At 63.5% G+C, this 13,189-nt stretch carries 9 protein-coding genes and 1 tRNA gene; 4 read left to right on the top strand and 6 right to left on the bottom strand.

Annotated features, from left to right (window positions below):
* Nucleotides 1–68 precede the first annotated feature (68 nt).
* The 3 genes from ACSQ3Z_RS03210 to ACSQ3Z_RS03200 form a co-directional block, all read right to left on the bottom strand.
* Complete coding sequence (locus tag ACSQ3Z_RS03210) at nt 69–2,087, bottom strand: Druantia anti-phage system protein DruA (protein WP_436169929.1); 2,019 nt, start codon at nt 2,085–2,087, stop codon at nt 69–71.
* Between the two features lie 69 nt (nt 2,088–2,156).
* On the bottom strand, nt 2,157–3,755 hold the full coding sequence (locus ACSQ3Z_RS03205) for an ATP-binding protein (protein ID WP_436169928.1): 1,599 nt from the start codon (nt 3,753–3,755) through the stop codon (nt 2,157–2,159).
* A 384-nt stretch (nt 3,756–4,139) separates the two neighbouring features.
* Nucleotides 4,140–4,214, bottom strand: a tRNA-Gly gene (locus tag ACSQ3Z_RS03200).
* A 213-nt stretch (nt 4,215–4,427) separates the two neighbouring features.
* On the opposite strand from ACSQ3Z_RS03200, the gene ACSQ3Z_RS03195 reads away from it, so the two are divergent.
* The 4 genes from ACSQ3Z_RS03195 to ACSQ3Z_RS03180 all read left to right on the top strand — a co-directional run bounded on the left by ACSQ3Z_RS03195 (nt 4,428) and on the right by ACSQ3Z_RS03180 (nt 7,132).
* The gene (locus ACSQ3Z_RS03195) at nt 4,428–4,925 is read left to right on the top strand and encodes a prolyl-tRNA synthetase associated domain-containing protein (RefSeq protein WP_436169927.1); all 498 of its coding nucleotides are present in this window, start codon (nt 4,428–4,430) and stop codon (nt 4,923–4,925) included.
* An 85-nt stretch (nt 4,926–5,010) separates the two neighbouring features.
* Complete coding sequence (gene trxA / locus ACSQ3Z_RS03190; protein ID WP_436169926.1) at nt 5,011–6,003, top strand: thioredoxin; 993 nt, start codon at nt 5,011–5,013, stop codon at nt 6,001–6,003.
* A 181-nt stretch (nt 6,004–6,184) separates the two neighbouring features.
* Nucleotides 6,185–6,856 (top strand): LON peptidase substrate-binding domain-containing protein, encoded by a 672-nt coding sequence (locus ACSQ3Z_RS03185; RefSeq protein WP_436169925.1) that lies wholly within the window; start codon nt 6,185–6,187, stop codon nt 6,854–6,856.
* Between the two features lie 30 nt (nt 6,857–6,886).
* Complete coding sequence (locus ACSQ3Z_RS03180) at nt 6,887–7,132, top strand: Trm112 family protein (RefSeq protein WP_436169924.1); 246 nt, start codon at nt 6,887–6,889, stop codon at nt 7,130–7,132.
* 167 nt (nt 7,133–7,299) lie between these two features.
* On the opposite strand, the gene ACSQ3Z_RS03175 is transcribed toward ACSQ3Z_RS03180, so the two are convergent.
* The 3 genes from ACSQ3Z_RS03175 to ACSQ3Z_RS03165 are packed head-to-tail and all read right to left on the bottom strand — an operon-like array spanning nt 7,300 to nt 13,095.
* Nucleotides 7,300–10,653, bottom strand: a complete 3,354-nt coding sequence (locus ACSQ3Z_RS03175) for an error-prone DNA polymerase (protein ID WP_436169923.1) — start codon at nt 10,651–10,653, stop codon at nt 7,300–7,302.
* Nucleotides 10,650–12,119 carry a DUF6504 family protein gene (locus tag ACSQ3Z_RS03170; RefSeq protein WP_436171824.1) on the bottom strand — a complete coding sequence of 490 codons (1,470 nt, stop codon included), beginning with the start codon at nt 12,117–12,119 and terminating at the stop codon, nt 10,650–10,652. Before ACSQ3Z_RS03170 ends, ACSQ3Z_RS03175 begins: the two co-directional genes overlap by 4 nt.
* Nucleotides 12,061–13,095: an ImuA family protein gene (locus ACSQ3Z_RS03165; RefSeq protein ID WP_436169922.1), complete on the bottom strand. Its 1,035-nt coding sequence runs from the start codon at nt 13,093–13,095 to the stop codon at nt 12,061–12,063. Before ACSQ3Z_RS03165 ends, ACSQ3Z_RS03170 begins: the two co-directional genes overlap by 59 nt.
* Nucleotides 13,096–13,189: the final 94 nt, after the last annotated feature.

The following is a 13,189-nucleotide window of genomic DNA, read 5'->3' as shown; positions in this document are numbered from 1 at the left end:
GGAACCGGTAGATTGCAGGCGCCGACCGGCAACAAACGTAGTCGAGTTCACACGCTCCTCTGCTAAAATCAACCTTGCTCCAACAGGTCGATTTTCGCCGGGCGGAGACTGGCTTGCACACTGGCCGGACCGAGATCAGCCATGGCTTCCAGCGTCTTTTCTCGTTGCGATCGACCGGCGAGCCAGCGCTGCCGCCAGGCTTCGCCAATCGCCGCCGATGTCTCAGGTCGGAAGTCCGCGGCCTCCATCCCGAAGAGCGCTTCGCGAGAGTTGTTCCCGAGTTCACATGCGTAGAACAGGCGGGGCGTTGCGTGATGAAGAATAGTGTCGCTTTCCAGGCCCAGCGCATCGAGGCCCTCGCGGATTTGCCGTAGGCGCGGGCTCGTGCCTTCGCCAAACCGATTGTTCACGCGCCGGGATACGTGTCGGGTCTCCGCCATTATCCGAAGCGCCTGCGCAGTTTCACTCCCAAGATGGAGCGTGCCGAAACCGCCGGTAAGGCTTTTGCCGATCGCATTCCAACACAAGTCGGTACCAAGCCCGGGGTGATGCGCCGCCTTGAGCGACAACCGATTGTATTGGCTCGACCCGATCCCATAAAGGCTCGTCGTTGTGAGGATGCGAAGGTCTGCAGGCTTCAAGATTGGTCGGCCTGCCATCTGTGATGCGATCACGCTAACCTGCGAGCTATAGCGATCGGAATACGCCTCATGCACCTCGCGCGACGCGAGGAGCAACGCCACAAGCTTTCCGCAGAGGATCTCATTGTAAGGATGGATGGCGCCGCAAATGCTGACATCGGCAACGCGGCTTGAGAGGCCGGCTTTCCGGAATTCGGTGAGCACGATGTCTATGGCGCGCTGCCCACTGCGTGCAGTTAGCAACTGTTCGAGCGCGGCGGATGGGTTGCTTGTGAGTCCCGCCGCGCGGAACATCTGTTTCGCGAAGAGAAGTTGCGACAGCACCTCGGCGCGCTTGCGAACGAATAGAAGGTCTTCGGATGCCTCCAACCAGTCAGCTTCATGAGAAGCGTGCTTCAATGCGCCACGCATCGGTCTGATCTTATCGCCCGCGTCGCGCTGTATCTCGTAATGAGCGCGAAGCTCAAGCTCACGCGCAAAGGCAGCGCCCGACGCCTTCTGCTCCAGTCGAAGAACCGTGCTCTCGGTAGGCTCGGTCATCTCAGCGGCGGTCGCGAGATCGTCCCATCGAACGGCAGCGATCGACTCCTCGAGACGGGCAAGCAATGCCGCGGCGAACATAGGCGGTTCCCAGGTTCCATTACGAAGCCGAGCCGCGGCCTCGTCTCGCAGCCACCCTATCCACTTGTCCCGAACGGTCACTCGCATAACTGGGCTCGCCAGCATCGCGATGCCGATGACAGGCCGATTTCGACGTGCAGCGTTGCGGATGAGGATGAGGAGTTGCCGACCGGGGATGGGGCGATACTCGTGCGCCCACGTATGGCGAAAATACCGCCAGATATCGATCAGCGATAGACCGGTATAGCTGCACTTGGCTCTAGACTGACAAATTTCGACGACGGGATCGACCACATTGGCAAGTGCTGAGTTTCGCTCGGCTTCAGGCAGTTCCGATACGCGCCGCAACTCCTTGGCCAGATCGGCGCCATTGTCTATCAGATCGAGGACCGAGCTTCTAATGCCGGGTGGCCGCGCCGTTCGCCGTTCCATGCGTCGAAGGAATCTAGTGACTGCTGGCTCGCGGAGTTGCCGCTGTCGAGCGCTTTGCAACGCTGCTCGGACTCGCGCCTTGACGTCTTCGACGGTCTGCCCGTCAGCCCGTGCAATGCCGGGTGGCTCGAATAAGATTTGGTCTTCATCGAAGGCAACTCGCCATCCCTGCTCGAACAAATCCGCTACTAAGAGACAAATCGCCCGGAGCTTCGCGCTAGCCCCATCGTCGACATAGCGGCGAGCAAGTATTCGAAGTGCATCGGCAAAGCTTGGCGGAGGGCCTTCACCGAACTTGAGGAGCGAATGAAGTTCCTTTCGCTCATGGGGCGCTAGGAAGGGGGAGAAGGAGCGAGAGCGGCCCGGAGCAAAATTAACCTCGCGCTCCGACATTCGGTCCGAATCCCCTTTGCCTTGTCTCACTTCGCTTCCTACGCTCATGCCAAAAATGCGCACCGTGCGCTAGTCCGCCGGGCACATATCATCTGTGCGGCCCGGGATTTGAGGCGCCTCATTGACGAGAGTGAGTGCGAGTTCGTCTGACCAATCTTCAAGCAGGAACTCATAGTCGGACCGGCGACGGCCTCCTGCCAAACCGGCGCGATTGATGATGTGGCCCACGAGTGCGCGAAGCGCTCGAGCGGTCTCGAGTGTTGAAGCCGTCCCGTTGAAAAGTGGATGCCTTTCGCTGGGACTGAGGATGAGGCTGGTCGTATCTCGGATAAGCAGCGCAACCGCCCGCTCAGGTCGACGGTGCCCCCGTAGACCCAACGCCTTGGATGACTCTTCCAGGCCCGTCGGGCTCGCCCGCAGACCGTTCACACTACGCCCTTCCAGTTTTGCCGAACGAACTTTCCCACGGAGTTGCTCGATCGCCTTTGGCAAGCCTGCCTGGCGTAGGGCATCCCAAACAGCCGAGGATACGGAAACCTGCTGCTTGGACGTGGTGACACCGAACATCTCATCGAGCGAAGCGGAGAACTCCACCTCGACACGGATATAACGGTCGTTATTAATGAACAACGTCCAGGGTGCGCGCGACTGAACGTCGATGATCCGCCCGTTCCGACTAAAGATTAACCCGTGATAGTCCTTGAGGATCGGAAAGCGGGCGTTAGCGTTGAGCCCCACCGCGTCGCGTGCCTTGTCGATCGCGCCGAACGTCGGCGGAAGCCACGCATAACGGAGGGATACCTGGCCTTCCCGGTCGGCGGCGGCAAGATTGCGGACCTTGATATCAATCCGGTCGAGCGGCTTTGCGCGATCTTCGTCTAGTGAGTAGAACTCGCATTCGGGGGTCAGGAATAGAGGATCAATTGGTGGAACGCGACGACCATCAACATGGATCGCAGTCTGGTTGAGCAACTTGTGGTAAGTCACTCCGAAATGCCGGACAAGGTTGGTTCGCATCCCCAGCGTGGTGGCCCAATCAAGCCGGTCAAGTTTCTCGATGAGGACAATTGTTCCAGAATGCCATCCCTGCGGGAAAGTGCGTCCGAGGTGCTCGTTGATGAAAGCCGGGAGTCTGGCTCGTAGAGGAGATGGAAGCGCGACATCTCCTGCGGAATTGCGATATTTTCCAGCGACTAAGGCATCCAGATCCAACGTAGCGGCAAAGAGTGGCCCCCCCAGCACCTTGGAGACGATGGTGAAACGTCGTCCGATGCTGACCGCTGAACTTGGCAAACCAAAGCCGTAGCGGCCGAGACCAGTGCGATCATCCTCGCGGTGGGTCCCGCCCCACATCATCGCAAGCTTAAGCATCTCTGACGCCATTCCGTGGCCATCGTCGATGACCGCTATCTGCGTAGGCTTTTTGAGCGAGACGCCTTCATCGTAGCCGAAAACGAGGTCGACGCGCTGTGAGTAGGCCTGGATGGAATTGTCGATCAGTTCAGCGATAGCGTCGACATTGCGACGATAGCCGATATGTCGGATGCCGCGAACAAAGGCCTCTGGTATTGTCAGACCTATTTGACTTTCCCAGTGCTTCAGGTCTGCGTATTTGCGCTGCGCCCGCAGAACCGTTTCGACACCGCTAATGCCTTCAACTCTCGCCATTGGCAGTCCCTCCCGCGGACCATCGACTGCGATCGCATCTAATTAGTCTTATACGGTATTGTTTGCCTATCGGCAGTTTAGGCCAACATGAACCTGGATGTGCCCCTCACGGTCCGAATCACTATCGCCGGGAACGAAAAGCACGTGCAGATCATCCAGCTAGACTTGTGTCCCGCGCTGTCTGGTTGGGTGGGCAGAACCAGTCGACGGCAATTCGGCACGTAGCGGCTTCGATTGGCGAGCCTTCCTAGGTCGCCTGGGGCAACCCGTGCGTTCCCGCTTGCCGTCGGCTTTAACCGTCTCTTCCCGGGGCGCTCCCCGGCGCCAGATAGCAAAAAGGCCCGGATACCCGGGCCCTTTAAGCTTTTCAAATCTAAGAAGATTTGGAGCGGGTGAAGCGATTCGAACGCTCGACCCCAACCTTGGCAAGGTTGTGCTCTACCCCTGAGCTACACCCGCTCGCGCGGCTTTTGGGCCGCAAGCCGCGCCTATATGGCTGAAGAGCGCGGCGATTGCAACAGGGAAATGACGAGCTTTTTGGCCTAGCTCTCAAGTGCGACCGACTCCGTTTTGAGGTACCGAGGATTCGCCGGTCCGTTCCAGGACGGCCTTGCCGGGAGGGTACCATTGGCCGTAAACGGCATGGCCCTGTTGAAGATGAAGAGAAGACCGATGCCGAAGACCGAAGCCGAGCTTTTCGCCTTTCTCGCCGACCTCGGCATCGCCGTGTCGACGCGGCGGCACCCGCCGCTCTATACGGTGGCCGATTCGCAGGCGCTGCGCGGCGAAATCCCCGGCGGCCACACCAAGAACCTGTTCCTCAAGGACAAGAAGGACAATTTCTTCCTGGTCAGCGTCGGCGAGGAGGCCGTGGTCGACCTTAAGCAGATCCACAATCTGATCGGCGCCGCCAGCCGCGTCTCCTTCGGCAAGCCCGAGATGCTGATGGAGCTTCTCGGCGTCACGCCGGGCGCGGTCACGGTTTTCGGCCTGATCAACGACACCGAGTGGCGGGTCAAGGTGGTTCTCGACCAGGAGTTGATGGGGCATGACGTCATCAATGCCCATCCGCTGATCAATGAGGCGACGACCTCGATCACTGCCGCCGATCTCGTCAAATTCGTCGAGGCAACCGGACACGATGCTGTTATCTTGAAAGTCTCGGCATGATCGCCACATGGATGGCGAAAACTGATCTCTAGGAAGGACGTTGCGCCCCTCCGCTGGTGGGCGGCGCGACCGGAAGGGCGACGACATGAGCGATAACAATCCGTTCGGCGGCCAATTCGGCAGCAATGCCGGCCAGTATGCCACGACAGTGCAATATGGCGGCACCGACGCAGAGCGTGCGAAGGCCGCGCTTGGCCAGGTGCCGGTGGACGTCATCAAGGATACGACGACGGCCGGCTTTGCCGCCGATGTCGTCCAGGAATCGCGCCGGCAGCCGGTTCTGGTCGATTTCTGGGCGCCCTGGTGCGGCCCCTGCAAGCAGCTGACGCCGTTGCTGGAAAAGGCGGTCAAGGCCGCCGGCGGCGCGGTCAAGCTGGTCAAGATGAACATCGACGAGCACCCCTCGATCGCCGGCCAGCTCGGCATCCAGTCGATACCGGCGGTCATCGCCTTCAAGGACGGCCAGCCGGTGGACGGCTTCATGGGCGCCATTCCCGAGAGCCAGATCGGCGAGTTCATCAAGAAGATCGGCGGCAAGACTGGCGGCGCCCCGCAAGTGGCCGAGGCGCTTGCGGCGGCCGCGGAGGCGCGCGAGGCCGGCGACATCCAGACCGCGGCCGACATCTATGACGCGGTGCTGGAGCAGGCGCCGGAGACGATCGAGGCGATCGCCGGGCTGGGCGAGCTGCTGTTCGAGGCCGGCGATGCGGAAGGCGCGGAAGCCACTTTGGCCAGGGCGCCGGAAGCCAAGAAGGATGCGCCCGCACTTGCCGCGCTGCGCACCAAAATGGCGCTGGCCGCGCAGGCGGCCTCGCTCGGCAATCCGGCCGAGTTCGAGCGGCGCCTGGCCGCCAATCCGGACGACCATCAGGCGCGGTTCGACCTCGCCATGATCCAGAACGCCAAGGGCGAGCGCACGCAGGCCGCCGACAATCTCCTGGCGATCATCAAGGCCGACCGGACCTGGAACGACGACGGCGCCAAGGCGCAGCTGCTGAAATTCTTCGAAGCCTGGGGCATGACCGACGAGGCGACGCTCGCGGCGCGGCGCAAACTGTCGTCGCTGCTGTTTTCCTGAGGCGTTTTGCCGGCTGTTTTTGCCTGGTGGGCTTGCGGCCGGCGGCTGGCGCGCCAGATTAGAGCAATTCCAGGAAAAGTGCGTAGCGGTTTTCCGTCCGGAATTGCGTGGATAGAGCGGTTCTGCATTTCCGTGAAACGGTGAACCGCTCCAGGGCTGGCGAGGCGAAGGGAGGACTGACGTGCAGGTGGGAAATGCGCACTACCGGCGTGGCGCGGATCTGCCGTCGTCGATCCCGGTGTTTCCGCTTGCCGGTGCGCTGCTTCTGCCCGGCGGCCGCATGCCGCTCAACATCTTCGAACCGCGCTATCTGCAGATGGTGGACGAGGCGATCGCCGGATCGCGGCTCATCGGCATCATCCAGCCCAGCCTCAATGGCGCCTTGCGCGACGACGGCGAGCCGGAGCTGTGCAATGTCGGCTGCGCCGGGCGCATCATCTCGCTGGCCGAGAGCGGCGACGGCCGCTACCTGATCTCGCTGCAGGGCGTGTGCCGTTTCCGCATCGCGCATGAAGCCACCGTCAAGACGCCGTTTCGCCAATGCCGGATCGCCCCCTTTCTCACCGATCTCGACGAAGACCAGGTCGGGTCCGAGGTCGACAGGCCGTCGCTGCTCAAGGCGTTTCGCGCCTATCTGCAGGCCAATGACCTGGAAGCCGACTGGGAAAGCGTCAGCCGCGCCGAAAACGCCATGCTGGTCAACGCGCTGTCGATGATGGCGCCCTATGGACCGGCCGAAAAGCAGGCGCTGCTCGAGGCGGCGGACCTGAAGACGCGCGCCGAAACGCTGATCGCCATCACCGAAATGGCGCTGGCGCGCGAGAATGAGGATTTTGGCTCGAGCCTGCAGTAAAGACACATCCAAGGCTGGGAAGAGGACACGATGGCGGACGGGCGTGACGTGCGGAAGGCCAATGTCGACCCTAAACTGCTGGAATTGCTTGCCTGCCCGTTGACCAAGGGGCCGCTGGCCTGGGACCCGGAGCGCGGTGAGCTGATCTCGCGGGTGGCAAAGCTTGCCTATCCGGTGCGCGACGGCATTCCGATCATGCTGCCCTCGGAGGCACGGACGATTTCCGCCGATGACGTGCTGCCGCCGCCGCCACCGCGGCTGAGCGGACCGTCCTGAGGACAGGGCGAGATAGCCGCGAGGCGGCGTTGCGAAGACGATAGGATCGGCAGAGGAATGGCGGTGACGCAGAGAAGCCGTTCTGCAGCGATCCTTCGCGCCCCCTCTGTCCCGCCGGCATCGAAGTTTGCACCGTAGCAACGCTTCCAAGGCGTCTCGCCAAGGCCCTACTGAAAGTTCCGCCCCTTGGGCATGACGCTTTCGGCCTTGCCCGACAGCGTCGCGATGTCCTTTCCTGCCGGCATGTTGCGCGTAGTGGGCGGGCTGGAGCGATCCGGATTAATCGGTCTCGTCGGGTCGTTCTTCGGACCGGACCCTGGCTGGCCAGCGGCCTCCTCCAGCAACGCCGACAGCCAGGGCGTCAGATCCTCGACTTTCTCGGCGACGATATGGATGACACCTGATTCCGACTGCAGCTTGCCGGTGACGCGAACGAAGCGCGCGCCCATGACGATGGGCCGGAAGCGGGTGAAGGTCCTTTCCCAGAAGATGATATTGGCGACGGAATGCTCGTCCTCCAGCGTCAGGAAAATGGCGTTGCCCTTGCCGGGGCGCTGGCGCACCAGGACGAGGCCGGCGACGGATACCCGCCTGCCATCCCGGACGGACGGGAGACGCGCATTCGGCGTGACGCCGGCGCGGTCCAGCCGCTCGCGCAGGAAGGCCACCGGATGCGCCTTCAGCGACAGGCCGAGCGAGCGATAGTCGTGGATGACATGCTCGCCGAGCGGCATTTTCGGCAGCCTCGTCTCGGGCTCGAGATCGCGCAGGCGGATGTCCTTCTGGTCGAACAGCGGCAGTTTTTCGGCGGCGCTCTTGCCGTCCAGCGCCCGCACCGCCCACAGTGCCGCGCGTCGATCGAGGCCGATCGAGCGGAAGGCGTCGGCCTGCGCCAATTTCTCGATCTCGTCGACATCGAGGCCGGAGCGCAGCCAGACATCCCTGACGGTCTCGTAGCCGGAACCGCGCCGATTGACGAAAAGCTTCATGCGTTCCTCCGACAAGCCCTTGATCTGGCGGAAGCCGAGCCGCACGGCATGGCTGGTGCGGATGACGCCGCGCATTTCGGCATGGCGCGCAAGCATGCGGTTCGGATCGAAAGAGGAGTCCTCCAGAGTACAGTCCCAGACGGAGAAATTGACGTCGACGTCGCGGAAGTCGACGCCATGGTCACTTGCGTCGCGGACAAGCTGGGCCGGCTGGTAAAATCCCATCGGCTGCGCGTTCAGGATCGCGGCGCAGAACACGTCGGGATAGAAGGTCTTGAACCAGCAGGAGGCGTAGACCAGCAGGGCGAAGGAGGCGGCATGGCTTTCGGGGAAGCCATATTCGCCAAAACCCTCGATCTGCTTGAAGCAGTGCTCGGCGAAATCCTTCTCGTAGCCCCTGCCGACCATGCCGTCGATCATGCGCTGGCGGTAATTGCCGATCGTGCCGGTGCGCTTGAAGGTGGCCATGGCGCGGCGCAGCTCGTCGGCTTCGCCCGGCCGGAAGCCTCCCGCCTCGATGGCGATCTTCATCGCCTGCTCCTGGAACAGCGGCACGCCCAGCGTCTTGCCGAGGATCTTCTCCAGTTCAGGCTTCGGATATTCGGGCTTTTCCTTGCCCTGCCGGCGGCGCAGATAGGGATGAACCATGTCGCCCTGGATCGGGCCGGGCCGCACGATCGCCACTTCGATGACGAGGTCGTAGAATTCGCGCGGCCGAAGGCGCGGCAGCATCGACATCTGGGCGCGCGATTCGATCTGGAAGACGCCGAGCGTGTCGGCACGGCAGATCATGTCGTAGACATCCATGTGCTCGGGCGGAAGGGTGGCCAGCACATAGGGTTGGCCATACCGGTCCCGCGCATCCGGATAATGATCCGTGAGCAAGGTGAAGGCACGCTTCAGGCAGGTCAGCATGCCGAGTGCCAGCACGTCGACCTTGAGGATCTTCACCGCGTCGAGATCGTCCTTGTCCCACTCGACCATCTTGCGCTCCTCCATCGCCGTCTTGACGATGGGAACGATCTCGTCCAGCCGGTCGCGGGTGATGACGAAGCCGCCGACATGCTGGGAGAGATGGCGGGGGAAGCCCATGATCTCGTTGGCATGCTCGATCACTTGCCTGGCCAGCGGATCGCTGCGGTCGATGCCGCCGGCGCTCGCCTCCTTTTCGCCGAGCTCCGAGGTCGACCAGCCCCAGATCGAGCTGGACAATGCGCTGCGGACATCCTCGGACAGGCCCATGGCCTTGGCCACCTCGCGCAGCGCCGAGCGGCCGCGATAGCTGATGACGGCGGCGGCTAAAGCGGTGCGCTTGGCGCTGTATTTTTCGTAGATGTACTGGATCACGATTTCGCGCTTCTCATGCTCGAAATCGACGTCGATGTCGGGCGGCTCGTTGCGCTCCTCGGAAATGAAGCGCTCGAACAGCGTGTCGATGCGGTCCGGCCCCACTTCGGTGATGCCGATGCAGAAGCAGACGATGGAATTGGCGGCCGAGCCGCGCCCCTGGCAGAGGATGTCCTGGTTGCGGGCGAATTTGACGATGTCGTAGACGGTCAAAAAGTAGCGCGCGTAGTTCAGGCGCTCGATCAGAGCGAGCTCTTCCTCGATGCGCTGCGTCACGGAAGCAGGGACGCCCGCCGGGTAGCGCGTGGCGGCCCCCTCCCTGGCCAATCGTTCGAGCTCGGCCTGCGGCCCAAGACCCGATTCCGTCGGCTCGTCGGGGTAATTGTACTGGAGATCACTCAGCGAGAAGCTCAGCTCTTCAGCAAAGCGCAGCGTCTCCGCCAGCGCCTGCGGATGCCTGCGGAAAAGCCGAGCCATCTCGAGCGGCGGCTTCAGATGGCGCTCGGCATTGGCCGTCAGTTCCAGCCCCACCTCGGCAACGGGGGTATTTAGGCGGATCGCGGTCAGCACGTCCTGCAGCGAGCGCCGCCCGGCGCTATGGTAGAGAACGTCGTTGGTCGCCATCAACGGCACGCCGGTCATGTCAGCCATCGCCGCCGCCTGCTCGATCCGAAAACGGTCATTGCCGCGATAATCCGGCGAGACAGTCAACCGAAGCGCTTTGCCGAACCTATCTTTAAGCCGGCTAATTAAATCAAAACTGTCTTCGGCGCCCGCCTGCAAGTCGGGCAGGATCGCCAGCGACAGCAGATCGCCCCACTCGAGAAGGTCGGAAAACCTGAGCAGCGTCGCGCCCTTTTCGTTTTCGTCGCGCAGATTGGCTTGCGTGAGCATGCGGCAGAGATGCCCCCAGCCCTTGCGGTCCTGCGGATAGGCGAGGATGTCGGGCGTGCCGTCGCCAAAGACCAGGCGGCAGCCGGGATGATAGGCAAGCTTCTCCACCTTGGCCTGCTGCCAGGCGCGCACGACGCCGGCCACCGTGTTGCGGTCGGCAAGGCCGATCGCGGAGAAGCCGAGGAACTTTGCCGCGACCACCAGTTCCTCCGGCTTCGAGGCGCCGCGCAGGAAGGAGAAATTCGACTGGATGCCGAACTCGGCATAGGGAATGGCGGGCAGCGCGTTCATGCGAAAACCCCATGCATGAACCAGCGCGGCGGCACTTCGGACGCGCCGTAGAGGCCCTGGCGATAGAGCCAGTAGCGGCGGCCGTCGCTGTCCTCGATGCGGAAATAGTCGCGGGTCGGCGCCTCTTCCTCGCCCGGTTGCTGGCGCCACCATTCCGGTGCGATGCGCTCGGGACCTTCGGCACGCGCCACGCGGTAGAGCGCGCGCCGCCAGCGGAAATTCATCGGCGGTCCCTCCGGCATTTCGGTGGCCGGCACCTCGATCGGCTCGGGCGAGCGGAACAGCCGGATCGGCCGTTCCGGCGGAAAGACGGTCGCTGGCGGGGCGTTAATTTGCCTCGGTGGCGCGCGCCTTTGCGGCGCCTCGGAGAAGGGGACAGTCGTGACGGCGCGCTCCGGCAGATGGCTCTCGATCGCGACCGGCCTCAGCACCGCGGCTTCGCCGAGGCGGGCGCGGATGCGGTCGGCGAACAACGCGATGTCGGCGTCGTTGTCCTCCGCCTCGCCGGCAAGGTCCGCCTGCTGCATGTCGAAGGCGGCGGCCGACAACACCGAGAGGCGCACCAGGTCGAAGCCATAACCGGCATCGATATCCTGCTCCAGCGCGGCAAGCCTTTCGTGGAACAGTTTTTGGATCAGCACGGGCTCGCGCAACGGGCGCGAGGTGCCGACAGCGATGCGGCTGACAGCGCCGTCGACGCGAAAGAGCAGCAGCGCCAGCATCCTGGCGCCTTCGCCACGGCGTTCGAGATCGCTCTTCAGCGCCTTTGCCAAAAGGCTCACCAGCCGCTCTATGTCGGCGGTCAGCATGACGGGTTCGGAGAGGTGGCGTTCGACCGACAGCGGCGCCACCGGCAGCCGCGGCAACACCGCCTCGTCGAGGCGGCCGAGCGCCTGGTCGAGGCGCAACAGCAAGGTGGCGCCGAAGCGGCGGGCAAGCGGCGCGCGCGGAGCCGCCATCACCGCGCCTGCCGTGCGCAGGCCGACGCTTTCTAGGCTGGCGCGGATTTCCGGCGCGATGCGCAGCGCGGCCAGCGGCAAGGGCGCGAGGAGCGCTTCCTCTTCGCCGCCGGCGACGATGCGGTCGCCGCAAAAGCGCGCCGCCGCCCAGGCTGCGCCCGGCGTCGCGGCCAGCCCGGCGCGGACGTCAAAACCCTGATGGAAGAAGCGCGACAGAATCTCGTCCAGCATTGCGCGTTCGCCGCCGAACAGATGGGTGCAGCCGGTGACGTCGAGAAACAGGCCGTCGGTGCCGTCGATCGCCACCAGCGGCGTGTAGCGGTCGCACCAGTCGGCGAGGCCTTCGAGCAGGCGGCGGTCGGCCTCCGGATCGGCCTCGACGATGTCGATCGACGGATGCATGGCGCGCGCATCGGCGATGCCCATGCCGCGCTTCAGGCGCAACGCCTCAGCCCGCTCGTCGAGGGCTGATATGCGCTGGGCGTTGCGGTCGCGATGGCTGATCACCAGCGGCAGGTGATCCGACGGCCGGGAACGCCAGGACCGCCCCAGACGCTGGCGCAGGATGCGTTCGGCGGCCAGATGCGGGAACCACAGCGACAGGATTCGTTGTCCGTTCTTGCCGTCTTTCCTCAAAAGTGTGTTCATCGGGGTTCCACTCCAGTGTGAATTGTCCGGGCAGAGCGGTGCGGCTCTTGCCGATGCTGACGGTGAAGGCGGGGCGGCCGATCGAGCCGGCGAGCGGCCCGGCGATGGTGTCGCGGCTGGCCGAGGGTGCGGCCGACACGATGAGACGCACGGGTGCGGCGGTGGGTTCTGCCTCGCCGGCCTGGCGCAAAAGCAGGACCGGCCGGCCGGCGTTTTGCGCCCGTGCGTGCAGCCGTCGCGTCGCAGTGAGGTCGAGCCGCTGCGGGCTGCCGCGGATTTCGAGGATGACGGCGGCGAGCGCCGTCATGCGGGCGGCCTCCTCGGCGATCCACAGCGCATCGACGAGTTTTGGCGCCTCGGAAAACAGAAGCTGCTCCGGTTCGATGCCGAACAGGCCATGCAGCCCCCTGGCATAGGGAAAGCCGGCCTCGCGAAAAATCTCCGATGTGCCGATCCAGAGAACCGGCAAATGCGGCTCTTGCCTGAGGATCAGGCTGGTGAGCGAGAGCGCAAAGCCGGCAACGGCCCCAGCGTCGCGGGTTTCCGCGCCATGGATCTCGCTCAGTGCCGCCTTCGGCAGGCCGCCGCTGAGCGCTGTATCGAGACGCTCGACACCGGTGCGCAAAAACGCATCCGGCGCGGCCACGGCGATGCCGCGCCGGAGAATCGTGATCTCGGGCGTGATCTTAGGCGCGATCCCGGGGCGGACATCGATGTCAGCGCGCGCGTCAGGCCGCGCGCCGGCCGCCAGGCGCTCGGGCAGCGTTCCCTCGATCTTCGCGATCTGGCGGCGCAGGGCAAAAACGGTCTCCCGCGCCACGGCGGTCATCGCCATGACGGTCAACTTTCAGCAGCATTGTTCCTGTTATGTTCCTATAGATTCCAGAGGGCGCCCCAAGAGTCAAGCAGACTCATGGGGAATTTATTCC

The organism is Mesorhizobium sp. LjNodule214 (genome assembly GCF_964252735.1).
Taxonomy (GTDB): domain Bacteria; phylum Pseudomonadota; class Alphaproteobacteria; order Rhizobiales; family Rhizobiaceae; genus Mesorhizobium.
The sequence above is the reverse complement of the archived record's forward strand: the minus strand, read 5'-3'. Positions and strand labels throughout refer to the sequence as shown.

What these genes read in the sequence shown, in the direction of transcription:
- ACSQ3Z_RS03180 (WP_436169924.1), top strand. Translation starts at nt 6,887, where the DNA reads ATGGCGGACGGGCGTGACGTGCGGAAGGCCAATGTCGACCCTAAACTG.
- ACSQ3Z_RS03175 (WP_436169923.1), bottom strand. Translation starts at nt 10,653, where the DNA reads ATGAACGCGCTGCCCGCCATTCCCTATGCCGAGTTCGGCATCCAGTCG.
- ACSQ3Z_RS03205 (WP_436169928.1), bottom strand. Translation starts at nt 3,755, where the DNA reads ATGGCGAGAGTTGAAGGCATTAGCGGTGTCGAAACGGTTCTGCGGGCG.
- ACSQ3Z_RS03210 (WP_436169929.1), bottom strand. Translation starts at nt 2,087, where the DNA reads ATGTCGGAGCGCGAGGTTAATTTTGCTCCGGGCCGCTCTCGCTCCTTC.
- ACSQ3Z_RS03165 (WP_436169922.1), bottom strand. Translation starts at nt 13,095, where the DNA reads ATGGCGATGACCGCCGTGGCGCGGGAGACCGTTTTTGCCCTGCGCCGC.
- ACSQ3Z_RS03195 (WP_436169927.1), top strand. Translation starts at nt 4,428, where the DNA reads ATGCCGAAGACCGAAGCCGAGCTTTTCGCCTTTCTCGCCGACCTCGGC.
- trxA (WP_436169926.1), top strand. Translation starts at nt 5,011, where the DNA reads ATGAGCGATAACAATCCGTTCGGCGGCCAATTCGGCAGCAATGCCGGC.